Annotated in this window: 25 protein-coding genes; 23 read left to right on the top strand and 2 right to left on the bottom strand. The window is 36.6% G+C overall.

Annotated elements, in window-relative coordinates; all coding sequences use genetic code 11:
- The first annotated feature begins 32 nt into the window (after positions 1–32).
- The 7 genes from DXB91_RS09615 to DXB91_RS09585 all read left to right on the top strand — a co-directional run bounded on the left by DXB91_RS09615 (position 33) and on the right by DXB91_RS09585 (position 10,014).
- Positions 33–530, top strand: coding sequence for a nucleotidyltransferase domain-containing protein (locus DXB91_RS09615; RefSeq protein ID WP_009247521.1), 498 nt, complete (start codon positions 33–35; stop codon positions 528–530).
- A gap of 616 nt (positions 531–1,146) precedes the next feature.
- Positions 1,147–1,746, top strand: a complete 600-nt coding sequence (locus tag DXB91_RS09610; protein WP_118017757.1) for a restriction endonuclease subunit S — start codon at positions 1,147–1,149, stop codon at positions 1,744–1,746.
- Positions 1,736–3,088: an HsdM family class I SAM-dependent methyltransferase gene (locus DXB91_RS09605; protein ID WP_118017754.1), complete on the top strand. Its 1,353-nt coding sequence runs from the start codon at positions 1,736–1,738 to the stop codon at positions 3,086–3,088. The genes DXB91_RS09610 and DXB91_RS09605 overlap by 11 nt, the downstream gene beginning before the upstream one ends.
- 2 nt (positions 3,089–3,090) lie before the next feature.
- Complete coding sequence (gene hsdR / locus DXB91_RS09600; protein ID WP_201859054.1) at positions 3,091–6,330, top strand: type I restriction-modification system endonuclease; 3,240 nt, start codon at positions 3,091–3,093, stop codon at positions 6,328–6,330.
- Positions 6,331–6,351: 21 nt separating this feature from the next.
- On the top strand, positions 6,352–7,776 hold the full coding sequence (locus DXB91_RS09595; protein ID WP_118017752.1) for a type I restriction-modification system subunit M: 1,425 nt from the start codon (positions 6,352–6,354) through the stop codon (positions 7,774–7,776).
- A 1-nt stretch (position 7,777) separates the two neighbouring features.
- The gene (locus DXB91_RS09590; protein WP_118017750.1) at positions 7,778–9,151 is read left to right on the top strand and encodes a restriction endonuclease subunit S; all 1,374 of its coding nucleotides are present in this window, start codon (positions 7,778–7,780) and stop codon (positions 9,149–9,151) included.
- Positions 9,148–10,014, top strand: a complete 867-nt coding sequence (locus tag DXB91_RS09585) for a DUF6414 family protein (RefSeq protein WP_110103721.1) — start codon at positions 9,148–9,150, stop codon at positions 10,012–10,014. The genes DXB91_RS09590 and DXB91_RS09585 overlap by 4 nt, the downstream gene beginning before the upstream one ends.
- Positions 10,015–10,205: 191 nt before the next feature.
- Here the strand turns inward: DXB91_RS09585 and DXB91_RS09580 are convergent, their stop codons facing one another.
- Positions 10,206–10,793, bottom strand: a complete 588-nt coding sequence (locus tag DXB91_RS09580; RefSeq protein WP_118017748.1) for a hypothetical protein — start codon at positions 10,791–10,793, stop codon at positions 10,206–10,208.
- A gap of 14 nt (positions 10,794–10,807) precedes the next feature.
- Positions 10,808–11,758, bottom strand: coding sequence for a helix-turn-helix domain-containing protein (locus DXB91_RS09575; RefSeq protein ID WP_118017746.1), 951 nt, complete (start codon positions 11,756–11,758; stop codon positions 10,808–10,810).
- A gap of 231 nt (positions 11,759–11,989) precedes the next feature.
- Between DXB91_RS09575 and DXB91_RS09570 the strand changes: the two genes are divergently transcribed.
- The 16 genes from DXB91_RS09570 to DXB91_RS09490 all read left to right on the top strand — a co-directional run bounded on the left by DXB91_RS09570 (position 11,990) and on the right by DXB91_RS09490 (position 24,833).
- On the top strand, positions 11,990–12,184 hold the full coding sequence (locus DXB91_RS09570) for a hypothetical protein (protein WP_118017744.1): 195 nt from the start codon (positions 11,990–11,992) through the stop codon (positions 12,182–12,184).
- 122 nt (positions 12,185–12,306) lie between these two features.
- Positions 12,307–13,164 carry a DUF6017 domain-containing protein gene (locus tag DXB91_RS09565; RefSeq protein WP_118017742.1) on the top strand — a complete coding sequence of 286 codons (858 nt, stop codon included), beginning with the start codon at positions 12,307–12,309 and terminating at the stop codon, positions 13,162–13,164.
- 13 nt (positions 13,165–13,177) lie between these two features.
- Positions 13,178–14,278 (top strand): site-specific integrase, encoded by a 1,101-nt coding sequence (locus tag DXB91_RS09560; protein WP_118017739.1) that lies wholly within the window; start codon positions 13,178–13,180, stop codon positions 14,276–14,278.
- 8 nt (positions 14,279–14,286) lie between these two features.
- Positions 14,287–14,661, top strand: a complete 375-nt coding sequence (locus DXB91_RS09555; protein ID WP_118017737.1) for a plasmid mobilization protein — start codon at positions 14,287–14,289, stop codon at positions 14,659–14,661.
- Entirely contained in the window at positions 14,654–14,968 is a 315-nt protein-coding gene (locus DXB91_RS09550; RefSeq protein ID WP_118017735.1) for a relaxasome subunit MobC, read from the top strand. The genes DXB91_RS09555 and DXB91_RS09550 overlap by 8 nt, the downstream gene beginning before the upstream one ends.
- A 412-nt stretch (positions 14,969–15,380) precedes the next feature.
- A complete protein-coding gene (locus DXB91_RS09540) occupies positions 15,381–17,009 on the top strand; it encodes a MobA/MobL family protein (protein WP_278321127.1) in 1,629 nt (542 codons plus the stop codon).
- The gene (locus DXB91_RS09535) at positions 16,909–17,832 is read left to right on the top strand and encodes a DUF6040 family protein (protein ID WP_278321126.1); all 924 of its coding nucleotides are present in this window, start codon (positions 16,909–16,911) and stop codon (positions 17,830–17,832) included. Before DXB91_RS09540 ends, DXB91_RS09535 begins: the two co-directional genes overlap by 101 nt.
- Before the next feature lie 42 nt (positions 17,833–17,874).
- Complete coding sequence (locus DXB91_RS09530; RefSeq protein WP_330416370.1) at positions 17,875–18,258, top strand: TnpV protein; 384 nt, start codon at positions 17,875–17,877, stop codon at positions 18,256–18,258.
- Between the two features lie 605 nt (positions 18,259–18,863).
- Positions 18,864–19,157: a helix-turn-helix domain-containing protein gene (locus tag DXB91_RS09525; RefSeq protein ID WP_118017733.1), complete on the top strand. Its 294-nt coding sequence runs from the start codon at positions 18,864–18,866 to the stop codon at positions 19,155–19,157.
- Entirely contained in the window at positions 19,157–20,092 is a 936-nt protein-coding gene (locus tag DXB91_RS09520; RefSeq protein ID WP_118017731.1) for a reverse transcriptase family protein, read from the top strand. The genes DXB91_RS09525 and DXB91_RS09520 overlap by 1 nt, the downstream gene beginning before the upstream one ends.
- A 99-nt stretch (positions 20,093–20,191) precedes the next feature.
- A complete protein-coding gene (locus DXB91_RS09515; RefSeq protein ID WP_117824684.1) occupies positions 20,192–20,386 on the top strand; it encodes a hypothetical protein in 195 nt (64 codons plus the stop codon).
- Complete coding sequence (locus DXB91_RS09510) at positions 20,379–20,993, top strand: GNAT family acetyltransferase (RefSeq protein WP_118017729.1); 615 nt, start codon at positions 20,379–20,381, stop codon at positions 20,991–20,993. The genes DXB91_RS09515 and DXB91_RS09510 overlap by 8 nt, the downstream gene beginning before the upstream one ends.
- Before the next feature lie 41 nt (positions 20,994–21,034).
- Entirely contained in the window at positions 21,035–21,841 is an 807-nt protein-coding gene (locus DXB91_RS09505) for a DUF2971 domain-containing protein (RefSeq protein ID WP_118017727.1), read from the top strand.
- Between the two features lie 465 nt (positions 21,842–22,306).
- The gene (locus DXB91_RS09500; RefSeq protein WP_172674890.1) at positions 22,307–22,990 is read left to right on the top strand and encodes a response regulator transcription factor; all 684 of its coding nucleotides are present in this window, start codon (positions 22,307–22,309) and stop codon (positions 22,988–22,990) included.
- Positions 22,991–23,041: 51 nt separating this feature from the next.
- The gene (locus DXB91_RS09495) at positions 23,042–23,995 is read left to right on the top strand and encodes an ABC transporter ATP-binding protein (protein WP_055147239.1); all 954 of its coding nucleotides are present in this window, start codon (positions 23,042–23,044) and stop codon (positions 23,993–23,995) included.
- Positions 23,988–24,833, top strand: coding sequence for an ABC transporter permease (locus DXB91_RS09490; RefSeq protein ID WP_118017725.1), 846 nt, complete (start codon positions 23,988–23,990; stop codon positions 24,831–24,833). Before DXB91_RS09495 ends, DXB91_RS09490 begins: the two co-directional genes overlap by 8 nt.

Raw genomic sequence — 24,833 nt, 5'->3', positions numbered from 1 at the left:
GCATACAAAGATTTGAATTTGGAGGATAGATTATGGTACGTACAGAAGATGCATGTGAAATTATAAAATATGCTTTGCAAAACGAAATTAAAGTATATTTAGATGGCGGATGGGGTGTTGATGCACTTCTTAAAAGAGAATCAAGAATACACAATGATATTGATTTGTTTGTTGAACTGAAACATTATCATGATTATATTTATGTGATTAAGCAGCATGGATTTGAGGAAGTAAATACTGATTATACAACGGATGGTCATACTGTCTGGAAAGATGATAAACAAAGAATCATTGATTTACATTGTTTTGAATTTACAGATGACGGAATTGTTTATGAGGGAGATATATTTCCATCAAAAACTTTTTCCGGTATTGGAAAAGTTGGAGATATAACTGTTTCTTGTATTGAACCATTGAGTCAGGTAATGCTTCATTTGGGATATGAACACGATAAAAATGATGTGCATGATGTGATGCTGTTGTGTGAAACATTTCAAATAGCAATACCAGATGAATATAAGGAAAAGTAAAATTTCAGTTTTGTGTTGAATCTCTAAGCAAAATAGCTTATAATTTGACATGCTACATATAGTTATTATCCACAGTTATCGAGTAGGTGTTATCAATGCCGATAACAAAATGATAACATTAGCTCGTATAGGCAGGATAATATGGATATATCAAATAATCAAAAGAACGAGAAACATTACAGAGAATAATTCCTAAACAAAAAGCGTTAGTCTTTGTAGAGTTTGAGTGATGTGAAAACAGCGGGAAGCCAGTATTTATGCGGCTTCCCGTTTTCTGTGCTTGCAAAATGCTTGCAGTTTCTTGATATAATTAAATAGTAGAATAAGGAATATATCTATAGAAATAAGGTCTTGAAGGTGAATGAAAAATCATTTTCGAGACTTTTTTATTATTAGAAATAAATGAACGTAAAAAATATTTCAAATTAATACTTGACATAATAGGTATGACGTGATATTTTATAACCACAAAGACAGAACGTCATATATATTTCAATACTAATGATGAAATGAACTGTACAAGATGATGTAAAGGAGGTATAATGATAAAAGATTAATTTGTGTGATTTGAAACTATTAAAGGATAGATATTTAGTATGACTTGGAGGAAACAGGTATGATATTAGAAAATATAGCAAGTGTAACAGTAGGACAGATTATGACAAGGGTGACAGCTGATAAAGATGCTGGCAATCAGGTTGTAGAAAATGTGAAAGTATTAGTTCCTAAAGCGATTGTATCGGGTGTAATTGTAAAAGCGGATTTAGGCAATGCAGAACTTGGTAAGCAGATTGATGAAGAAAAATATACGCATGAAGGGGATGTGGTAATAAAGCTTTCAACACCATACGATGCAGCATATGTTAATAAAGAAAATGCAGGGATTGTCATTCCATCATTTTGTGCAGCAATTAGGATTACGGATACAGATAAGATGGATGCTAGGTATTTAACAGCTTTTCTTAACTCATCTTATGTAAGAGATGAGCTTACAGCAAAGGTTGTAGGCTCAGCAAGACCAATGATTAAGATTACTGATATTAGGGCATTGGAAGTACCTGAACCTAATATGAAGGATATGCAGGATATAGGAAAAGCATTTGTACTTAGTGGATTAAAGAAAGCTACTCTTCAGGAAATGATAGATAATGAAACAAAATTGATGGAAAATGTTGTATTAGCAAGCATAAAGGAGGGTATTGGCAATGAAGATTAAAAAGATAGAAAATCTATGGGTTGCTGCAAATAAATTACGTGGAGCATTTGAGATAACAGAATTACATAAAGTGATGCTTTATGGATTATTATTTAAATATCTTGAGTTGAAGAAGGAAAAATTCAGTTCTTATGATGAAAAGTTTTCTCTTGGATATTTATCACTGACTTATGGAAAACTTATAGACTCTAAAGGCTTATTAGAATATGTAAGTGCGGTTGAAAAAGAGTTTAGAATAGAAGAAGGTGTGTTGAGAGAATCTTTTGATTCAGCTATTGAGAAGGCGGATGCTGAAAATGTGAGAATTATTTTTGAAGAAGTTAATAATTTGAATTTTGAAGATGAGACAGAAATCTATAATATTGCAAAAATAATATTGGATAGAATGATTGCAAGTGGTGGAGGACGAGGAAGCGGAGAGTATTGTAGAGCTGAATCATTACCCAAGATTGCAGAAACACTTATTGAAGTAGAAGATGATATGTCAGTATATGATGCATGCTGCGGAACGGGTATTTTAGTAAATTCTGTAGCAAATGGTAAAGGAAGGGTTTTTGCTCAAGATATTAATGTTTCAATTATAGGAATTGCTGCTATTATGACAATTCTAAGTGGTAATAAAATTGGAGCCGTTAAATGTGCGGATTCCTTATATAATCCGATAGAGCATAATGAAAAGTATGATAGAATTATACTTGAGCCCCCTTTTGGTGGAAGATATAGTAAAGAGTATATAATGAATATACCATCTGATAATTGCATGTATGAACATACTAGCGATTCACGATACCTTTTTATCAGACATGCATTAGCTTCATTAAAGGATGATGGAATTGCTGCTATACTTGTTCCAATGGGAGCATTATTTAGTTCAGGCAGCACAGGTAGTATCAGACAAAAACTGGTAGATGATAATTATATTGAAGCTATTATTGAATTTCCTAAAAATATGCTGTTCCCATACGCATCTGTTGCAACAGCTTTGGTTATATTGAAGAAAAATAAAGTGAATGACGATATTATAATGATAAATTCCAAAGATTTTTTTATGAAGATAATAAAGGGTTTTACCATAACAGACGAAAATGTTCAACGCATTACTGAAATATATCGAAATCGTGAAGTTATTGAGGGAGTATCAAATACTATCACGAAAGAAATCGCAGCAGAAAATGGATATAACTTATGTACAACGCAGTATGTTACACTTAAAGCAAGTGAAGGAATTGTTGTAGAAGATAACAGAAAGTTTATTGAAAACTATGAGGAACTACTACAGAAACTGAGAAATATTGATAAGGAGCTTGATGAAGTACGTAGTCGATTTGTAAAGGAGGCTTGATTATGAGTAATTTTCAATTCTTGGAATCACATTGGACAGACCTTGCCAAACTTGGCGATTTATCAGAAAAGTATGTACATTCTGATCCTAATACATCCATTATCAAGCAGGGAATGTTATCAGAAGTAATGGTAAAGTATATGCTTGCATATGACGGCATAGCAGAGCCGGCATATGATAATACACATGCCAACAGAATCAGAATACTTAAGAATAATGATTTGTTACCAAGAGAGATTGATAACACTTTGTATATTCTTAGAAAAGCCAGAAATGATGCCGCTCATAATGCTGCGGCTGAAGGTGAAAAAGCTCTTAATAATTTGCAGTTAATGTATGAATTATGCGTATGGTATATGCAGACATATGGTGATTATAATTATGAGCCGACAGGGTATGTACAGCCAGTTGATATGACTGTATGTTTAGCTGACCTTGAAAAAGAAAATGCAGAACTGGAAGAACGCAACCAACAATTATTGATTGAAATTGAGCAAATACAGAAAAATGGTGGGGCGGACAGTAAACGTAGAACTGTAGCGTACCAGAAGGCACTTAATGTGCATTTGTCAGAAGCACAGACAAGAGAACTTATTGATGAGCAGCTCCGAAAGGTCGGATGGGAAGCTAATACAACGGAACTTCGATATTCTAAGGGTACAAGACCAACTAAGGGAAAGAATCTTGCTATTGCAGAATGGCCTACCGATTCCAATACAGGAAATAATGGCTATGCAGACTATGCTTTATTTATAGGGGAAAAGCTTGTAGGTATAGTGGAAGCAAAGAAGAAGCATACAAATATTTCATCAGTGTTAGATGGTCAGTGCAAGGATTATGCAAAGATGATTAAGTCAGAACATCAGAAGTATGTAATCAATAGATTTGGTGCATATATGGTTCCGTTTCTTTATGCCACCAATGGCAGACCATATATTAAGCAGTATGAACAGATGTCAGGAATATGGTGCTTGGATGTCAGAGAACCATTTAACGCACCAAAAGCGTTATCTGGATGGTCAACACCAGAAGGTATTGAGCAGGCACTCGAAAAAGATATTGTAGAGGCTGATAAGAAGTTAGCTGCTACAGGATATGAGGTATTGCAGGACCCTGATGGTCTGAATCTTCGTTATTACCAGATTGAGGCGATTCAGGCTGCCGAAAAAGCAATAGCAGAACATAAGCAGACAGCACTTCTTGCAATGGCTACGGGAACAGGTAAGACAAGGACTGTGCTTGGAATGATTTATAGATTCCTTGATGCTGGGAGATTTAAGAGAATCCTGTATCTTGTCGATAGAACATCACTCGGTGATCAGACTATGGATACATTCAAAGAGGTTAAGCTTAAAGAATTACTTACTTTGAATCAGATGTATGATGTGAAGTCTTTAGAAGATAAAGAATTTGAGAAGGACACCAGAGTGCATATTGCTACTGTTCAGAGCCTTGTGAAACGTATTATGTACAATGAGTCAGATAAGAGTCTTGGAGTATCAGATTATGACCTGGTCATCGTAGATGAAGCGCACAGGGGCTATATTCTGGACAAAGAAATGGGAGATGATGAGGTACTGTATCGTGACCAGAATGACTTCCGAAGTAAGTACAGGGCGGTAATTGATTATTTTGATGCAGTAAAAATTGCACTTACAGCAACGCCAGCTCTTCATACAACAGAGATATTTGGAAAGCCTGTATATTCATATGATTATCGTACAGCAGTCATCGATGGATTTCTGGTTGACCATGATGCACCGCATATTATCAAAACAAAGTTATCAGAAGAGGGAATCAGCTTTGAGAAAGGTTCAACAGTACCGATATATGATCCTGTTACAAATGAAATTACAAACAGTTCAGAATTGGAAGATGACCTGAAATTTGAAGTTGAAGATTTCAATAGGCGAGTGGTTGACAAAAGCTTTAATGAGACAGTCTTACAGGAAATTGCAAAGGATATTGATCCTAACGAAAAAGGGAAAACTCTTATCTTTGCAGTAGATGATGCTCATGCAGATATGATTACTCAGATATTAAAAGATTACTACACGAATCTTGGAATCTCTGAGGAAGCGGTAATGAAGATTACCGGATCAATTGAAAATGGTAATCCTGTAAAGATAAAGGAAGCCATTCGGAGATTTAAGAATGAAACATATCCTAATATCGTTGTTACAGTAGATTTATTGACAACAGGTATTGATGTAGAGGAGATAGAGAATCTTGTATTCATGAGAAGTATCCGTTCAAGAATCTTGTTTGAACAGATGCTTGGTAGAGCTACCAGATTATGTCCTGAAATAGGAAAGACACATTTTGAGATATATGATGCAGTAGGTGTCTATAATGCGTTAGAACCTGTTTCCACAATGAAACCAGTAGTAGCCAATCCAGCAACTACATTTGATGATTTAATTGATGGTATTGATTCATTAGATACCGACAGGGCAAGGAAAAACCAGATTGACCTTATCGTTGCCAAAATGCGTAGGAATAAATCACAGATGAGTGATAAGTACAGAGCACGATTTGAGCAGATAACTGGAGGTTTGACGCCAGAGAAATTTATAGAGAAAATTCATAGTATGCCGGTCGATAAGGCAATTGAAACTGTAAAGAATAACAGGCAGGCGTTTGAATATGTCAAGAGGATGCCAAAGGAAAGAGAAAAGTTCATAAGTGATGAGCCGGACGAGCTTCGTAGTCATACCAGAGGATATGGTGATGCTACAAGGCCAGAGGACTATCTAAAAGAATTTAGAGATTTTATAGATAATAATATCAATGAGATAGCAGCTTTGAATATAGTTGCTACACGTCCAAAGGAATTAACAAGACAGTCACTAAAGGATTTGAAGATTATCCTTGATGGCAAGCATTTCAACGAGACTATGCTGCAGACAGCATGGAAAGAAATGACAAATGAAGATATTGCAGCGGATATCATAAGCTTTATTCGTCAGCGAAGCATTGGAGATGCTTTGATTAGTAAAGATGACCGTATACATAACGCCATTGTAAAGACAAAGGCTAATCATCCGGAGCTTAGCAAAATTCAGTTAGGATGGTTGGATAGGATTGAAGCCCAGCTTCTTAAGGAGGTAGTGCTCAACAGAGAGACTTTTGATTCGGATGCATTTAAGAACAAAGGTGGTTATAATGCGGTAAACAAGGCATTTGGGCAGAAATTAGATGAGTTTATTGATGAAATCAATGGATATATGTATTCAGCATAAATTACAAGGAGAGAATGATAGATGACAAATCAGGAAATAGTAGCAAAGTTGTGGAATCTCTGTAATGTTCTTAGAGATGATGGTATTACATATCACCAGTATGTTACAGAACTTACTTACATCTTGTTTTTGAAGATGGCAAAGGAAACAGGAACCGAGGATAAGATTCCAGAGAAATACCGCTGGGATAGATTAGCAGAAAAAGATGGACTTGCGTTGAAAAATTTCTACGAGGACTTGCTTCGTGAGCTGGGCGAAAAAGGTACAGGTCGTATTCAGGAAATTTATTCAGGGGCAAGAAGTAATATTGAAGAGCCAGCAAACTTAAAGAAAATCATTACAAACATCAATGACCTTGACTGGTATTCTGCAAAAGAAGAAGGACTTGGAAATCTTTACGAGGGATTATTAGAGAAAAATGCAAATGAGAAAAAGTCAGGAGCAGGTCAGTATTTTACTCCGAGAGTACTGATTGATATAATGACAGAATTAATAGCACCTCAGCCGGGAGAAAGATGTAACGATCCTGCATGTGGTACATTTGGGTTTATGATAGCGGCGGATGCATATGTAAAGGCACATACAGATGACCTATTTTCTTTAACTTCAGAACAGCAGGCATTTCAGAAGAATGAGGCATTTACAGGGGCAGAACTTGTACATGAGACTCATAGGCTGGCTCTGATGAATGCAATGCTTCACGATATTGATGGTAAGATATATCTGTGTGATACCTTATCAAATCAGGGGAAACAGATGAACGGATTTGATGTTGTTCTTACAAATCCCCCTTTTGGAACAAAAAAGGGCGGAGAGCGTGCAAACAGAGACGATTTTACATTTCAGACAAGCAATAAGCAGCTTAATTTCTTGCAGCATATCTATCGTTCACTTAAAGCAGATGGTAAGGCAAGAGCTGCTGTGGTACTGCCTGATAATGTATTGTTTGCTGATGGTGAAGGTGAAAGAATTCGTGAAGACCTTATGAATAAGTGTAGTCTCCATACAGTACTTAGACTTCCAACTGGCATATTTTATGCACAGGGTGTAAAGACAAATGTTCTTTTCTTTACTAGGGGAACAACCGATAAAGGTAATACGAAGAAAGTTTGGTTTTATGACTTAAGAACAAATATGCCTTCATTTGGCAGAACCAATCCATTAAAGGCAGAGCATTTCGATGGATTTAAGGATGCATATACAGCAGAGGACAGGAAAAGTATATCGGATGAGAGATGGAGTTGCTACACATATGATCAGATATCAGAGGAAGGGAAGAATCATAGCCTTGATCTCGGATTGATTAAGGATGATTCTGTACTGGATTATGATGATTTGCCAGACCCTATTGAATCGGGGGAAGAATGTATTGCTCAGCTTGAGGAAGCAGTTGATTTGCTTATGAGTGTAGTAAAAGAGCTTAAGGCTCTGGAAGGAGCTGAGTGATATGGCGAAGGCAAAGAAAGCTAAGATAGCAATAGAAGATGTACTGTTGCCAATAGATGAACATCCATATGAAATACCACAAAACTGGTGTTGGGTTAAGCATAATGGTGTATTAGACATTTCTGGAGGTTCACAACCAGCAAAATCTTATTTTATCTCTGAACCAACAGAAGGATATATTAAGCTGTATCAGACAAGAGATTATGGAGATAATCCTGTTCCTGTATATATACCAGAAAAATATGCGACAAAGACCACGCTTGAAGGCGATATCCTTTTGGCTCGCTATGGTGGGTCGTTAGGTAAAGTGTTTAGAGCTCATGAAGGTGCATATAATGTTGCGTTAGCAAAAGTCATAAAATTATATCCTGATTTAATTGATGACGAGTATTTATATAAGTATTATTTTACTCAGTTTTATCAAGATTTTTGCGTTAAAGCAAGTAAAGGAAGAAGTGCACAAGCTGGATTTAATCGTGATGATATGAACAATATACCATTTCCATTGCCTCCATTAGCCGAGCAGAGACGTATTGTTGAGCAAATTGAGGGCTTGTTTTCTAAGCTTGATGAAGTAAAAGAAAAGATTGAATGTTTATTGGATAGCAAAAAAGTAAGATGTAATTCAGTGCTAAACAAAGCCTTTACAGGAAAATTAACAGCAAAATGGAGAGAAAATAATAATATAAAATTTGAGACATGGGAATACATAAATTTTGAAAAAATAATTGTGGAAGGGCCTCAAAATGGAATGTATAAACCCAAAACTTCTTATGGAAGCGGAACGAAGATACTAAGAATAGACTGTTTTTATGATGGCAAATTGGAGCCTTGGGAGAAACTAAAACGATTAGAAATAACTGACGAAGAGAAACATACCTATTTGCTTTCTGTTAATGATATTGTTGTGAATAGAGTTAATAGTATGCCGTACTTAGGAAAGTCAGCACTTATTCGTAAATTACCAGAGCAATGTGTATTTGAAAGTAACATGATGCGTATTAAAATTAATATTCGAAAAGCAAATCCAGAGTACGTTATAAGATATTTGAATAGTTCTATTGGACTACAGGAACTTCGTAAAAATGCCAAGCAGGCAGTCAACCAAGCGAGTATTAATCAGCAGGATGTAAAGATGGTAAAAATTGCATTACCATCATTGGAAGAGCAAAACGAAATTGTTAAAATAATTACATCTATATCTAATAAAGATGAGGCTATTTTAAATAAAGCTGAAGCGGTTATTGAAGAAATTGATTTGATGAAAAAATCAATTCTTGCTAAAGCGTTTCGTGGTGAACTTGGTACTAATATTTCGAAAGAGAAAAATTCGATTGAAGTACTTAAAAAATTAATTGAGGAGGAATCAAAATGAATGAAAAGATTGACAAAAGCAAACTAACGATCCCTATATATCTTAATACTAAAATTGTTTTTGATATGCTGGCTACAATAGAGGATGGTTTTTCTGAAGTAAAAAACATACAGACCTCAAAGAGTAAAAATAGAGAAGAAGATACTGAAGCTAATATAGGAATGAGTAATTTGTTTGCATTATTTAGTGTTGGATTAAAAGGAAATTTGAAATCTGGGAATAGCAGCGACCAAACGATAATGGAAGAGAAAACACATACAACAGTATCATTATTTCAGAAATTGAAGGCAGATTTGGACACAGCCAAGTTAATAAATAGGAACATTGATACGTATGAAATAGGAGATTTTGTTGAAATACAAGGAAATTTAAAAACAAATCCGTTAATTGAAATGCTGTCTGCATTAAAGGAATTGATGGCCTTAGCGAATTTGTTTTCCGATAAGCCCAAAAATAATCAGAGCAAAAAGGATAAATTAATGTCGGATGCTAAGTTCAATGCTCAGATAGAGGGACTTATCAATGGATTACAAGCTGGAGGAAAGAAAGATATTATTTGTGAGGCGTCTGGATTAAAGGTGGTTCTTCCTACTGATGAAAATTATTTTTTGAATAATAATATGAGTGAGATAACTGATGGAAATTATAAGATTCTTGGAAAAGTAGTGCAGATATGCAAGGATTCAGGAGAGATAAGTTTACTAAGGAATACGGTTTTTTCTAAGCTACAGTTAGATAAGATGAAAGAATTTCGAGATGTATTTAATGATCCAGCTTTAGCTGATTTTGTTGGAAATGGTGGAATTACAACAACAATAGAAGCCCCTGTAATTATGATTATTCCAATAGCAATTTATGTTTAATATTTGAAATGTTTAAGCTTTAAATAGATTTCCCTTTTGATAACGCTATATATGCGTTTCTAAGAAGTCAGGACATTTGGTGTCTTAGAAACGCAACTGGCGTGAGTGTAAGTGATAAAAATTTTTAAAAAGATGTATTGATAGCAGGAATGCCTTGAATGAAACAAACATGTGAAAAGGGAAGGTATCTCCTATGCTGCGATTATTAACACTATTATCAATGCAACAAACAGCAGAAGAAAGATTTGAACTGCCTTGTTTGTTTCAACACGTAGAAGAATCTCCTTTTTATAATTTCGTTCACAATCTTCAAATAGGACAATACATGCTTCTAGCCTTTGGGATATTTCTGCGAAGTCTTTAGGAGAATTTCTGATCATGTATTTGCCGTCAGTAACAATATCGTTTATTTCTATTAGTATTTTGTTAAGTCTGAATTTATATTGCCAAGGTTCGTAGGTGATGAAAAAGGAAGAAAGCTCACTCCAATAATTGTTGAGAATATCGACCAAGTTGCTTTCACCAGCGATGTTACCGGCATTATCAATCGCTTTAACTTTGTTAGCACGTTTTTTGCCTTTTGTTTTTTGGAAGTGTTCATAGGCGGAGTATGTAGCAGTAATTCCATATATGGAAGTGAACATTGCTTTTACATGGTTAAACTGATTTCTGAATTCTGCTTCAATCAGGAATACATAAGAAACAAAAATACCAGAAACAATTCCGCCAATGATACCAATTAGTAGATTAAAATCAATAGAATATATTGTTTTCCACATAGTTGCCTCCGGTTTTAAACATATTCTTCTATTGGAACATTAAATATCCGCAGCGTATCCTCAATTTCAGCCTTGTACATTTCCTCGTCATACATAGGTGAATTCTTTTCTTCTAAGTGGCGCATATGTGCATGGAACAATGTTATAAGCTGCATGTTATCGGAATATAGTGCTATATTCATATTGCCATTTACAGGAACTGGTGATTCGTGTATTTCAATTCCAATTTCTTTCATATCATACCAGCATTGTCTAAATTCCATATATAGTTTCTTAATTTCATTTGAACTGTTCATAATGTAATCTAATTCAATATAAAAAGTGGCACTTCGTTTGCTCATGATTTCATCTACGGATATAGTGAATTTGACTTCGGCATCTTCCAACGCAAGCAAGCTGCGATAAAATTCTGAAAAACGAGTAATCGGGTGCCTGTCAGAAGATAGCAGAGAAGAGGCATCTTCATTAAACTTTTGCACCAGTGCAAAATTGTTGGTAATCTCTTCGGCAAAATTATATGGATATCTTGCCTTCCAACGGATATAATCGTTTTTCTTATCCGCAATGGTACTATTTGAGTCATTGATATCCGGTTGTAATTCGTCTCTTTTTTTAACCCATGCTGAAAGTCCCTCAATAATCCAGTTAGCACTCGAATATTCTCCCTTTGAAAAGGCTAATTGATAATTCTCACCAACTTTTTCAAAATGCAATCCATAGATATCTTCTAATTCAAAAAGTACATGCATTACACTTGTGGGATCATCGAAATCCGGTTCAGCAAGCGTAGAAGGATTTATGTCCAGTGCATCTGCAATCTCAAACAGTTTTCCATCCTTTGGTTTTCTTACATCATTTTCATATTGACGTATGCGGTCTCCGGTCAATTTGACCATGGAGCCAAGTTGTGCCTGTGTTAGACCTTTTAGTGTTCGATATTTTCTTATTTTATCTCCAAGAGTCATATAAAAATCTCCTTTACGATAAGTGATTTATTGCTTAATAGCATTATTGTACCACGAACAAATAAAAAAGTGAACAGAAAAGTTAATATTAAATAGAATAAAAGTACAAAAAAGTACTTGACGAAACAAAAAAGATATTGTACCATAATCACACAAGTACAAAAATGTACGCATTGAATAATCGCAAATGTTTTCATAAGACATTGAAGTGAAGAAAGGGGGAATCAGCCTATGAATAAAAAGATGTATGTAGACGTTACAGAAGTCTGTGATGATTGGGGCGTCAGCCGAGCACAAGGCTATAAGATTATTAAGCAGCTCAATGATCGCATGCTTGCTATCAATCCGAATCTTATTGTTTTGTCCGGCAAGGCAAATAGAAAGTTTTACGAGGAGAATTGTTATGGCATGGCAAAAGAAGCATAAAAAAGACCTTTCTCCGGCAAGAGAAAGGTCAACAACACATCAGAAGCTGTGATGTATCGCTTACACATTTACTATAGCACAGCTTCCTAACGTACACAACAAAAGAGAGGAGGCGATTGATTATGCCAGTATTTAAAAACAAGACGCAGGGTCAGTATGTGAATGTTTACAAGGATATATTGAAAAATCATTCATTGAGCCTGCGTGACAGGGGAATGGTTGTTACACTGCTTTCCCTGCCGGATAATTGGGAATTTACCATATCGGGATTGAGTAAGATTATTCCTGATGGAAAAAGTTCAATACGAGCCAGTCTGACACATTTAGAGGAACTTGGATATATTTCAAGAACTCAGGAGAGAGCAGAGTGTGGCAAATTTGGAAAGATAGCGATAGAGATTCACGAAACGCCAATTGCGCCGTTGTCTGATTTTCGGAAAACGGAGAAGCCGAAAGCCGATAACCCGGTGGCGGGAAAGCCGGCATCCGAAAAGCGCACACAATATATTAATAATCAATTAAATAATAACCAAGTGAAGAATCATCCATCTATCAATCATTCAGATGAGAGCGAAGGAGAGAAGGACACAGAACAACTTAGAAAGTTTGTAGCTGAGAATATCAAGTTGAAACAGTTTTATGAGGTGGCAGAAGGAAATGCCAGCGAACAGGAGATGATCCGGGAGATATACGATACCATCTGCGATGTTGTGTGCTTTCCAAGAAAGCAGATAACGATTAAGGGGACAAGTTATCCATGGCAGGTTGTAAAAAGCCAGTTACTGAAGTTGAAACCGGTTCATATTGCGAATCTGTTGGAGCGATTGGTGGATAACAGTTTGGAAATCAAAAATATGGAATCTTACCTGATATCGACGCTATATGCGGAGAGTCTGTCAGGCACATTAAAGGAGCAGGCAGATTTGTATGATGATTATCTGCGACACCTGCGTGGGAATCCATATCAGAATATACAATAAGGAGGTGCTGGTTATGTCAGCAAGTAAAGATACGAAAAGAGGTACTTGGAAAGTTTATATCAGATATAAAGACTGGCAGGGCGTCGGTCAGGTTCATACGAAACGAGGCTTTGCCACTAAGAGAGAGGCACTTGAGTATGAACGTGAATTCCTGCTAAAGAAATCAAAAGATGTCAACATGGGATTTCCACAGTTCGTGGAGGTCTATATGGAGGATATGAAGCCGAGGTTGAAATTGAACACATTTTTAACCAAGAAGCACATTATGGAAACGAAGATTATTCCCTATTTTGAGAAGAAGAGTCTTGCGGGGATTACGGCAACGGATGTTATTCAGTGGCAGAATCAGTTGCTTAGCATGAGAGATGAAAATGGAATGCCATATGCACAGACTTATCTTCGCACCATTCAGAACCAGCTTAGTGCGATTTTCAACCACGCCTGCCGTTTTTATGGATTGACCGCTAATCCATCGAAGCAGGCGGGAAAGATGGGAAAGGCAAAAGGAAAGGAAATGCTTTTCTGGACGAAAGAGGAATATTTGCAATTTTCAGAGGTGATGAAAGATAAGCCAGTTTCCTATTATGCGTTTGAAGTTCTTTACTGGACAGGAATTCGTGAAGGTGAACTTCTTGCATTGGAAAGGGGCGATTTCAACATCCCGGACAGGAAATTGACCATTAATAAATCTTACCAGCATTTGCAGGGTAAGGATTATATTACCAGTCCCAAAACGGAAAAGAGCAATCGTGTAATCGAGTTGCCGGAGTTTCTCTGCCGGGAGATGGAAGATTATTTCGGAATGCTCTATAAATGTGATGAGCATACAAGGTTATTCACATTTTCCAAAAGCTATCTGCACCACGAGATGGACAGAGGAGCAAAGGCGGCAGGTGTGAAGAGAATCAGAATTCATGATCTAAGACATTCGCATGTAGCACATTGTATTGAGCTTGGATTTTCTCCGGTAGCTATTGCAGAGAGGATGGGACATGAGGGAATCAATATCACATTTAATTATGCTCATCTTTATCCGTCCAAACAGAAAGCACTTGCAGATAAGCTGAATGAGGACAGGGGAGATGTAGATGCAACGGAGAAAAAGGAGGCGTAGTAAATATTATGGCGAAGATATACAGACGGGATAACCTTGTATCGGGTGTGACACCAAAGAAAAAGAATGAAAAGAACCGGAAAAGGAGCGTGATTGTGAATTTCCGGGTGACACCAGAGGAAAAGCAACTTATTGATGAAAGAATTGCCTTATCTGGACTTCCGAGGGCAGAATTTTTCATCCAGAGTTGTATGTGTCAGAAAGTAATAACATTTGGAAATGTGAAAACTTTTGACGGGATAAAAAAGAAACTGTTAGTGATTGATGAACATTTGCAGGCAGTAGAAAAATCGGAGGAGTTGGATTTGAAAATATTAGAATCCCTTCGGATGATATTGGAAATGTTTGCAGGATTAGAAAGAAAGGGTGAAGTTAATGAGTAGATCAACAAAAAGTTATGAAGAGCGTTTGCTTGAAATGGAACGACGAGAGCAGAAAAGTCTTGAAAAAGCAAAGAAGTATGCAGCACAAAAACGGGAATTACAGAAACGACAGAAAGCCGAAGAGAGTAGAAAGCGTACACACAGACTTTGCGTGATTGGTGGTGCGGTGGAATCGGTGCTGGGCTATCCGATTGAGGAAGAAGATATTCCGAAGCTGATAGGTTTTCTAAAACGACAGGAAGCAAATGGAAGATATTTTTCTAAGGCAATGCAGAAGGAGCAGATACCGGAAACGGAGGAAGTGTAATGGCAGAGGGGTTAGATTTTCTAATCCCTTCATTGCTCTTTATGAAAGGCGCACTTATAGACAACCAGAGGTCGTCTAATAAGTTTGCCGCAAGCGGCAACCGGTCTGCGCTTCGCTTGCCGGGCTCGTTCCGTCGGCGGGGCTTTCAGCCGGACCACTTCATGGAAACCAGCCTGTGCGGCTGGGCGCACTCTCCGAGGGGCACTTCGTGCAGACCTGCTCATGCCGCAGGAGGCACTCTTACGCAGAGGGCGTTCCTGCAAATGCTGTATTAGCACATCAATTGCAGTTCCGTGTGTTTATTGCATTATAGAGGTTCATGCAAGCAATCGCTGCAATGCATGTTTTATCATATTGATATTTGCATTTGCAGGAAATCAATGCCGGATATGGCAGAAAGGGGAAAGGTGATTTGGCGATATTTCATTTTACAGTAAAGATTGTTGGACGGAGCAAAGGAAAATCCATCATAGCTGCATCTGCATATTTGAATGGCGATGTGATGAAGAATGAGGAAACCGGCAAGGTAAGTTATTACACTTCGAAAAAGGAAGTTGTGTATACCTCACTTATGATGTGTGAAAATGCACCACCGGAATGGATGAATGTGCCAGATGAAAATATCAAGCGGTTTCAAAAATCCATCCGCTATCAGAGAGCCGAGGATAAAGAAACGGCTCTGGAAAAGTTCAAAATTACGTTCCGAAAACAGCGTTTATGGAATGAAGTTTTGAAAGTGGAAAAAGATGCAAATGCACAGCTTGGCAGGTTGTTTGAATTTTCACTCCCGAAGGAATGGAGTAGAACGGAACAGATTGAATATGCAACAGATTTTATACAGAGAAATTTTGTGGCAAAGGGAATGTGTGCTGATTGGTGTATCCACGATAAAGGAGATGGCAATCCCCACGTTCATTTATTGGTTACCATGCGTCCATTTAAGAAAGATCATACCTGGGGAAATAAAGAGGTTAAAGACTGGGCATTTGTTAGGGATAAGGATGGAAATATTGTGATTGATGAAACGCATCCGGATTGGTGGCAGGATAAAAAGAATCCGGAGAGACATGGTATCCGTATTCCGGTATTGGATGCAGATGGAAACCAGAAATTAGATTCTCGTAAACGAAAACAATGGAAACGTGAGGTTACCGATGCAACAGGTTGGAACAATCCGAAAAACTGCGAGTTGTGGCGAAGTGAGTGGGCGAAGGAATGTAATCTGCATTTGAAACAGGAACAGCAGATTGATCATCGCTCTTATGAGCGGCAGGGAAAGATTGAAATACCAACCATTCATGAGGGAGCAGAAGCAAGAAAGATTGAAGAAAAATATCAGTCCGGACAGACTGTATCTGCTTCTTGGAAAGTAGAGGAAAATCGGATTATAAAGAAGCAGAATGCAATATTGAAAAAGTTGCAGGAAGTGTTTGGACAGGTTGGAATTTTATTAAAGCAATGGAAGGAGCGATTGAATGACATTAGAAGAAAGCAGAGAAGTTATTCCCCTGATGGAGAATATGATAAACCAGATCGAGGATCAACAGGAACTTATGGCAGAGATGTACCAGGAGATGGAGCAGAGGGATGGACAACTCATTTTGTTTCAGGAGCAGAATCAAAGATTGCAGGAATTAAACAACGAGTTGCAAGAGCAGCTTCAAATCTTGCCAAGTATAGAGGAACTGTTGGAACTATTGGAGAAGAAGGATGGAGAAAATCAGATATTGAAAGAGGAAAATCGGATGCTGAAAGACGAAAATCAGCAATGGAAAGAATTAACGGAGAAGTTGAACGACGAGAACCGGTTATTGCAGAGACAGAACGAGGAATTGCTGAACTGCAGAACCAACTAGAGAAAGCGAGGGATGTAGATGAACGATTTAAGAAGCTCAAAGCGAGACGAGCGGATGGAGGAAATGCTGGAAATGTTGGAGAGCATGGAGAAGGAACTGGCACAGAAAGATTCCATCATCCAGCAGAGGGACAGCGAAATACGAACACTGCAGGGGCAACTGAACGAATCGCTGAACTTATGTGAGAAGCTGAACAGTGAGAACAAAGCCGAGAACGTACAAGTCTTAAAGAACGAATTGAAGCAAACAAAAGAATTGTTGCAGAACGAGAAAGGGAAAAAGAAAAGAGCCGACAGCATAATAGAGGAATGTCAAGATAAACTACGACAAGCTGAGCAGGAAAAGGAATATGCATTAACACATCAAAAGAAAGTGGAGATACCGGTTGAAAAGCCGGTACTCTACGAAAGGTGCCGAAACTGTGACCGCAAGGCATATCAGCAGGCGAAAGAGCGGTATGAGCATCAAAGAAATGGACTGGAAAAGAAGTATAGGTCAAAGACTGTTGGATTTGATGCAATGCTTATAGTTTTATTGTGGTATGCAATCGTGACGACAGTATTTGCTGCAATAAGATCTGGGATATTTTTAGGCGATTTTACAGCATTTTTCGAGGTACTATGGAATGGTATTCGTCAGTCTTGCAAATGGATTGTCGGTGTTGCAAAGGCGTTGGCACAGGTGGGAGATAGGATACCGAATGAGATGATAGCGATTATAGTGCATTGGTTATTGGTTATTATAGTAATTGCTGGAGTTGCTGGAGTTATAGGTGTACTTATAGTAAATGTAGAAAAGAAAGTTACGAAGGCATATAGAGAGAATTGCTGGGATGTGATTAGTGTTGGAATGGCAGTGATAAGTTTAGCTGTGGCTGTGTATTTTGGAGATTGGATAAAGGCTTTAGTAAAGTTGAATCTTGTTGCTTTATTGTTATTAGTTCAGGCAGTATATGTCGGAATCAGAGTGTATGTGAAAGGTTGTAAAAGAGCCAGAGGCTATTATTGATGTTGAGGTTTGAGAAAAATCGTAGAAAGGTGGATAAAAGTTATGGGAAAATTGGAAAAAGTTATTGTAGAGAATGGTATTACTTATGTATTAGGTGATGATGATATTTATTATCCGGATTTACAGTTACCGGAGGAAACAAATTATAATATCGGAAAGTTTGGACATATGAGATGTGAGTATCTGAAAGAGTTCAAACATGGATATTATATGGAGCTGTTACTTGATGGAAGACTAAATGAATATCTGCATGGGATTGACGAGGCATGTTATGAGATGCGGGACAGGCTCGTGGAAAAGATGAAGGAAAAACAAGGTGTGACAGAGCAGTTAAAAGCGGAGAATCAGATGATGTGGGTGGGGAAGATGAATAATATTATTGCTTGTGCGGAGGAGGTTGTGGTGATGGAGGTTGTGTATGTGTGAACGGTAAAATCAATTCGCTGTTAGCGAAAAAAGATATTGACAATTAAATTATCATTCGCTATTATATAAGTACAGCATAACGATACTATTTGTATCGAGGTCAAATCCCATAAATTGGAGCGCTTAGCGCTTGAGGAACATTCTTAAATGTGGATGTTCTACTGTTAGGGGCCGGCATGTTACGCAAAGACCCGTAGCACGCTGCAAGCACCGCACGCTCTGCCTCGCTCGGGGAGCTCGGCAGAGCTCAAAGGGTTAGATAGGTTGTTCTGTATGCACCACACTTCTTTCGGGGTGGAAGTTGTACACTATATTACCAACTTCTAAAGGAGTGAATTATATGAAAAAAATGCTGCTCGTGCAGAATGTCCGAATGACACCTCAGAAACCTAACAAAAAATCTGAGAAAAAGCGTAAGAAACTAAGAAGCAAAATTTTTAAATTTCTGTTTCAAGGAATCGAAGCAATATGGATGCTGGTACAGATAATACAGTATGTTCTTCAGATTTTTAAGTAAAGAGGTGGCTATGGAAAACCTATCTAATTTTGATTATTCGTCGTAAGACTTTATATTATATAAATTATTTTCGGAAGGAGGAACCGGCTTGATCGGAGATATTTTAAAGCGCACAAGAACAATATATGGTTATAAAGCATCTGAATTAAGTGAATTGCTTGGTATTTCAAAAAGCTATCTTTCCGAAATAGAAAATAATAAAAAACAACCTTCTTTGGAATTACTTGAGAAGTATTCAAAGATATATGATATGAAATTATCATCTTTAATATTGTTGTCGGAAAATTATGAAGAGGCAAGCAAAAGCAATAAAGGTGATAAATTTATTAGAAATATGATGATTAAGCTTATTGAAAAAATGACACCTGATATGGAGGAGTAATGAGGGAAAAAAGCCATAAGTATGATATTACACAGTGTGCATTATATAAGATAAAAGGTTCCAAACAATTGAAAAAAGTTCTTTGTATAACTGAAGAAGAATATAAAGATATATTATCTATTGTACATTATCATAGTTTTCAAATTGACAAAAAGGATAGTACAGAGAAGAGAAATATTACAGCTCCAGATAAAAGAATTAAGGAAATACAAACCAGAATATTAAAGCTATTACAGAATGTGGAGAGACCTATATGGCTAATTTCCGGAGAAAAAGGGAAATGCTATATAGATAATGGAAAAAGTCATTTAAATTCAAATTATTTTTTGACGATGGATATCAAGAAGTTTTATGATAATTGTTCTAGAGAATATGTTTTTCTTTTCTTTAAGAACCGATTGATGATGGCAGGTGATTTGGCAGGATTATGTACTGATATAGTTACTTATGATGGAGGAATTCCGACGGGATGTCCTACCAGTCAGATCATTGCATATTATGCATATGAAAGTATGTTTAACGAGATATATAGTGTAGCATGTAAGTATGGATGCGAATATACGGTATATGTTGATGATATGACTTTTTCAGCAAAAGAGCCATTTGATATAAATCGAATGAAAAATGAAGTGGATTGTATTTTGAGAAAGTATGGACATAAACCTAAATATAAAAAAGTAAAGTATTATTCAAAAGGCAAGAGTGTTCCGATAACAGGTACGATTGTTACAGGACAGCATGAATTGAAAGTTCCAAATAGATTACAAAAGAGAGTGTATGATGACTTTCAAGAATTGAAATATCTTGGCGGAAAAGAACTGTCAGATATTGAAATCAGAAAGCTGAATAGTTTGAAAGGGAGAATTTTAGCTTCGAGAAACATTGAAGAAGGAAAATTTCCAGAAATCAATCGATTAACTAATTTTATAAGCTGAATAAAAAATAATAGTTGAAAAAGTTTTTTTCGACCATATAATATAAGTGAGGGATACAATAATTGTGTATGAGCCATACTATAGAAGGAGGTGTTAGATATGGCAACTTCAAGTATTACTAAGAACTTTGTCGTTTCTGGTCAAAGACAAGTAGAAAAGTTTGCTAATGCTATCGAGGAATCCTATCAGGAGTCTCTTCATAGAGCACAAACACCAGACTTAAGGATTACACATTTGCATGGCGCAGAAGAAGTTAGAAAATTTATGGCAAAAAGGAAGAAAACAAATGCTTAATGATGTAACAGTCTTTAACATTCGTGAATACTTGTCTGCCAAAGGCGATAAAGATCTCGGAGAGGATGAGTTACGACAACTCCTTTCCGAGTTTTTTTGTGATAAGAATCCGGATGTAGAGAGATTTTTGAAAGAACAATCAATAGAATTTACAAAGAAAAATCAGTCCGTTACATATCTGGTATTTTCTAATGAAGATGCTTCATTAGTTGGATATTTTACAATCACAATCAAACCAATTACTGTAAATACAGAAAATTTCAGTAATACTATGAAGCGTAAAATAGCTAGGGTAAGTGAATTGGATGAAGAAAATGGTACATATACTCTTTCGGCATACCTTATTGCACAATTGGGAAAGAACTTTAAGGATGGAGCTAATGAGAAAATTACTGGGGAGCAGTTGCTACAGGCTGCTATAGATACCATAAAAGAACTGCAATATATGGCAGGTGGAATGGTAATTTTTCTTGAGGCAGAAGACAAAGAAAAACTAATGCATTTTTATGAAGATGAAAACGGATTTAAGCAGTTCGATGTTCGTGAAACAAAGTGTAGTGATAATGATGAGATTCATAAATTGGTTCAATTGTTGAAAGTAATGTAACTCCAATAGTATGAATTTAATTACAGAGGAGAGATTAAAAGATGGATAAGATTTTGTATAAGTATACTACTCTGGAATCTCTTGCGTTGATATTAAGGAGTAAAAAGATAAGGCTTAATCCCTTAACGGTGATGGATGATCTTCAAGAGGCACAATCATCTGATGAAATAGAATATGGCAAATACGTGTTTATTTCATCTTGGATGGATCAACCATTAGAAAGTATTGCAATGTGGAAATTGTACTCTAATATGTATAGTGGGGTAAGAATAGGATTAAAGGAGAACCCTTTTGTAAAATACACAGTTAATAAACAAGATGTTGAAAGAGTATATCCTTCTGCTAGCTTGAAAGGCGATAGCATGGATTTGATTGTTCCAATTGAAGAGTGTTTCAACGGAAACTATTTTGTAATGAATTTTTTGTATGATATGTGTTTAGAAAAAGTTGAATACACTGATAATGTTGAGTTATTATCACCTCAAATTTTTAATATAAGTCAACAAGGAATTGAAATGAAATCTGCTCAATTGGGCAAATATAAAAATACATATTGGGAGTTTCAAAATGAGGAGCGATATGTATTGCGATTTTTACCTTTAGATGTGAGAAAAATCACTTCAGAAAGTAATGCTGCACAGATGGTGTATGATGCATTTATGAATAAAAAATCATTTATAGATTATTATGATTTGGAGATAAGAGATGATGCATTTGTTTCAATGGAAATAACGTTGTCACCACAATTTACAATGGGAAATAGGATTTTACTTGAAGCCTTGATAGATAAATATAATCCAAATTTGAAAGTGCATGATAGTGTATTAAAAGATAGAGTTAAGTTATAGATATTTCGTGATTGCAAAATGCTTGCAAAAAGTCCCGAAACGATAAAGAATGCATAGAATATCAAGAATAATTATACAAAATATAGCAATGTAAAACATGATTAGACACAATATATAGTTGCAGAAATCGAGTTTGAATAACGGACTAAAATGCCGAAAGCCTGTATTTATGCGGGCTTCCGGCATTTGTTTTATCAAATGGCTCTAGTTTGGCTCTATTTGTGGGTGGGATAAGGGTTGCGAAAGCACTGATGGAGGAATAAAGGCATAATGGTAAGGAAAAAGTGATATATGCATCTTGAAAGTACAGGAATACTGAAAATTATAAGTTCAGCTGGAACAAAAAGTATGTTATGTACTGGAGAATTCTGGGAATCTGTGGGGAGTAATTGCGGGAAAAAAGGGAAAAGCGTATAATGCAAGAAAATAATGTTTTCACAGTGTAAAATAGAGGAGAGAACTATCATGCAGAAAATACTGATTGTAGAAGATGATACAAATATCAATAATCTGCTTCAGGAAGCATTATCCAAAGCAGGCTATTCCTGTGAGCAGGCGTTTTCCGGAACTGAGGCAAAGCTGCTTTTGAATATGCAGGAGCATAGCTATGCACTGGTGTTGCTGGATTTGATGTTGCCGGGAATTACAGGAGAAGCAGTTCTGGAGGAAATACGGAAAAAGGGAAATCTTCCGGTTATTGTTTTGACTGCGAAAGATAGCTTGGATGAAAAGGTAAAGGTTTTAACTAGTGGGGCTGACGATTATATAACGAAACCTTTTGAAATCAGAGAGGTACTGGCAAGAATTCAGGTACAGCTTCGTCATACAGAAGAAAAGGAAATAAAAGAATCTAACCTTTCGTTCAGAGAGATGGTATTGAACAAAGCTACTTTTCAGGTCAGCATTGGTGGAAAAATACTTCCTAAGATAACAAGACAGGAGTTTGCGATTTTAGAATTACTGCTCAGAAATCCGAAGCAGGTTTTCAGTAAAGAGGACATTTTTGAATATGCGTGGGACGAACCATATATGGGTGAAACAAAAACTCTGGATGTACATATAAGCAATATTCGTAAAAAGATAAAAACAGTTACATCTGAGGAATATATTGAAACAGTCTGGGGAATCGGTTATCGTCTTCATCTATAATCTTTACTCTTTTTTTACTATTTATTTGCGCTTGATTAGGATTATTCCTTTATGATAAATGCAGATAAGAAAAAGGAGATGAAAAACTTGAGCGAAATGTTATTGGAAACAAGAAATTTGACTAAGCAATATGGACACCATAAAGCTGTGGACAGTGTCAATATGCATATTAAAAAAGGTGCTATTTATGGTTTTATCGGTCGGAACGGAGCTGGGAAGACAACTTGTCTGAAGATTATCAGTGGACTTTCCAAGCCAACTTGTGGAGAAATCGAGATGTTCGGATACAAGGGAAAGGATTTGCAAAAAGTTCGATCACGGATAGGATGTCTGATTGAGGCACCGGGACTTTATGGAAATATGACTGCATATGAAAATCTGAATATCAAATGCAAGCTGTTTGGAATAAAGAAAAAAAGTTATATTGAAGAAATATTGAGAATTATCGGTCTGGAGGATGTGGGAAAGAAAAAAACAAAACATTTTTCACTTGGAATGAAACAGCGTTTGGGAATTGGTCTTGCTTTGGTTGGAGAACCAGATTTATTAGTTCTTGATGAGCCAATCAATGGATTGGATCCACAGGGTATTGCAGAGATCCGGGATACGATTCAGAGACTTCAGAAAGAGAAGAATATGACAATATGCATTTCCAGTCATATTCTTGAGGAATTATCGAAGATTGCTACTGATTATGGAATTATTCATAATGGAAGTTTATTACAGGAAATTACAAGAGAAGAATTAATAAGAAGATGCAGTGAACGGATAGAGTTGACATTGGATCATCCGAAACAGGCGATTCCGGTGCTGGATTCTATGGGATTTACCAACTATCAGGTAACAGATAAAGAGCATATTCATATTTTTGAACGATTGAATGAAAGTGCAGCGTTGAATATGGAACTTGCAAAGTCAGGAATTCCGGTAAAAGGGATTTCCATAACCAGTGAAGAACTGGAAACTTATTTTCTGAATCTGACGGGAGGTGCGGATCATGCTTAATATAATAAAAATGGATTTATACCGGATGCTTAAAACCAAAAGTATGTATGTAATCTGGATCGTACTGGTAGCAATATTATTGATTACAACATCTTTATGCAAGACAGATTATGAGCTTTTGACTGAAAAGGATGCCATGAAACAGGAGCAGGTTACTGAACCTACTGTGGATAATATTAATGTGGGAATGATGGTAACGCTGCCTACGGAGCCGGGAGAAAAGGTGACGGTATATGATATCTTTTTTGCCAATTCCCAAGGAAAATTGTATGCACTGCTTTTGGTGATTTTTACTGTTCTGTTTTCAACAGCGGATATCAGTAGCGGATATATTAAGAATATAGGAGGTCAGGTTAGAAATAGAGGAACTCTGATTTTTTCCAGAGCAATTGCCTTGGCTGTCTTTACGGTACTGACAATGGCAGGTGCATTCTTATTTCAGGCAGCGGCGAATGGTATTGTTTTCGGGGAATTGGAATGGGGAAATACAAAGGCAATTTTATCTTATTTTGTGACTGAACTGGCTCTTCATTATGCACTTGTGCTGATTTGTATGGCGATTGCAATTATTTTGAAAAATAATGTAATCAGCATGGTCATTGCTGTCTGTCTTAGCATGAATGTAATGACCATTGTGTATGGGGTGATCAATAGTGCCATTCAAAAAATAGGAATTCAGAATTTCCAGATTTATAAGTATACGATAACAGGAAAATTATCACTGCTTCCTATGAATCCGAGTGGAAATGAATGTTTGGCGGCATTTGGTGTGGCAATAGTGTTCATCGTTATGATGATATCAGTAAGCAGCGTTGTTTTTCAAAAGAGGGATATTTAA

The organism is Coprococcus sp. OM06-34AC (assembly GCF_003462545.1).
Lineage (GTDB): Bacteria > Bacillota > Clostridia > Lachnospirales > Lachnospiraceae > Coprococcus > Coprococcus aceti.
The sequence above is the reverse complement of the archived record's forward strand: the minus strand, read 5'-3'. Positions and strand labels throughout refer to the sequence as shown.

Bases quoted from the DNA above. Each gene is read 5' to 3' on its own strand.
- DXB91_RS09615 (WP_009247521.1), top strand. From the start codon at position 33: ATGGTACGTACAGAAGATGCATGTGAAATTATAAAATATGCTTTGCAA.
- DXB91_RS09610 (WP_118017757.1), top strand. From the start codon at position 1,147: ATGATATTAGAAAATATAGCAAGTGTAACAGTAGGACAGATTATGACA.
- DXB91_RS09605 (WP_118017754.1), top strand. From the start codon at position 1,736: ATGAAGATTAAAAAGATAGAAAATCTATGGGTTGCTGCAAATAAATTA.
- hsdR (WP_201859054.1), top strand. From the start codon at position 3,091: ATGAGTAATTTTCAATTCTTGGAATCACATTGGACAGACCTTGCCAAA.
- DXB91_RS09595 (WP_118017752.1), top strand. From the start codon at position 6,352: ATGACAAATCAGGAAATAGTAGCAAAGTTGTGGAATCTCTGTAATGTT.
- DXB91_RS09590 (WP_118017750.1), top strand. From the start codon at position 7,778: ATGGCGAAGGCAAAGAAAGCTAAGATAGCAATAGAAGATGTACTGTTG.
- DXB91_RS09585 (WP_110103721.1), top strand. From the start codon at position 9,148: ATGAATGAAAAGATTGACAAAAGCAAACTAACGATCCCTATATATCTT.
- DXB91_RS09580 (WP_118017748.1), bottom strand. From the start codon at position 10,793: ATGTGGAAAACAATATATTCTATTGATTTTAATCTACTAATTGGTATC.
- DXB91_RS09575 (WP_118017746.1), bottom strand. From the start codon at position 11,758: ATGACTCTTGGAGATAAAATAAGAAAATATCGAACACTAAAAGGTCTA.
- DXB91_RS09570 (WP_118017744.1), top strand. From the start codon at position 11,990: ATGAATAAAAAGATGTATGTAGACGTTACAGAAGTCTGTGATGATTGG.
- DXB91_RS09565 (WP_118017742.1), top strand. From the start codon at position 12,307: ATGCCAGTATTTAAAAACAAGACGCAGGGTCAGTATGTGAATGTTTAC.
- DXB91_RS09560 (WP_118017739.1), top strand. From the start codon at position 13,178: ATGTCAGCAAGTAAAGATACGAAAAGAGGTACTTGGAAAGTTTATATC.
- DXB91_RS09555 (WP_118017737.1), top strand. From the start codon at position 14,287: ATGGCGAAGATATACAGACGGGATAACCTTGTATCGGGTGTGACACCA.
- DXB91_RS09550 (WP_118017735.1), top strand. From the start codon at position 14,654: ATGAGTAGATCAACAAAAAGTTATGAAGAGCGTTTGCTTGAAATGGAA.
- DXB91_RS09535 (WP_278321126.1), top strand. From the start codon at position 16,909: ATGGAGAAGGAACTGGCACAGAAAGATTCCATCATCCAGCAGAGGGAC.
- DXB91_RS09530 (WP_330416370.1), top strand. From the start codon at position 17,875: ATGGGAAAATTGGAAAAAGTTATTGTAGAGAATGGTATTACTTATGTA.
- DXB91_RS09520 (WP_118017731.1), top strand. From the start codon at position 19,157: ATGAGGGAAAAAAGCCATAAGTATGATATTACACAGTGTGCATTATAT.
- DXB91_RS09515 (WP_117824684.1), top strand. From the start codon at position 20,192: ATGGCAACTTCAAGTATTACTAAGAACTTTGTCGTTTCTGGTCAAAGA.
- DXB91_RS09510 (WP_118017729.1), top strand. From the start codon at position 20,379: ATGCTTAATGATGTAACAGTCTTTAACATTCGTGAATACTTGTCTGCC.
- DXB91_RS09505 (WP_118017727.1), top strand. From the start codon at position 21,035: ATGGATAAGATTTTGTATAAGTATACTACTCTGGAATCTCTTGCGTTG.
- DXB91_RS09500 (WP_172674890.1), top strand. From the start codon at position 22,307: ATGCAGAAAATACTGATTGTAGAAGATGATACAAATATCAATAATCTG.
- DXB91_RS09495 (WP_055147239.1), top strand. From the start codon at position 23,042: ATGATAAATGCAGATAAGAAAAAGGAGATGAAAAACTTGAGCGAAATG.
- DXB91_RS09490 (WP_118017725.1), top strand. From the start codon at position 23,988: ATGCTTAATATAATAAAAATGGATTTATACCGGATGCTTAAAACCAAA.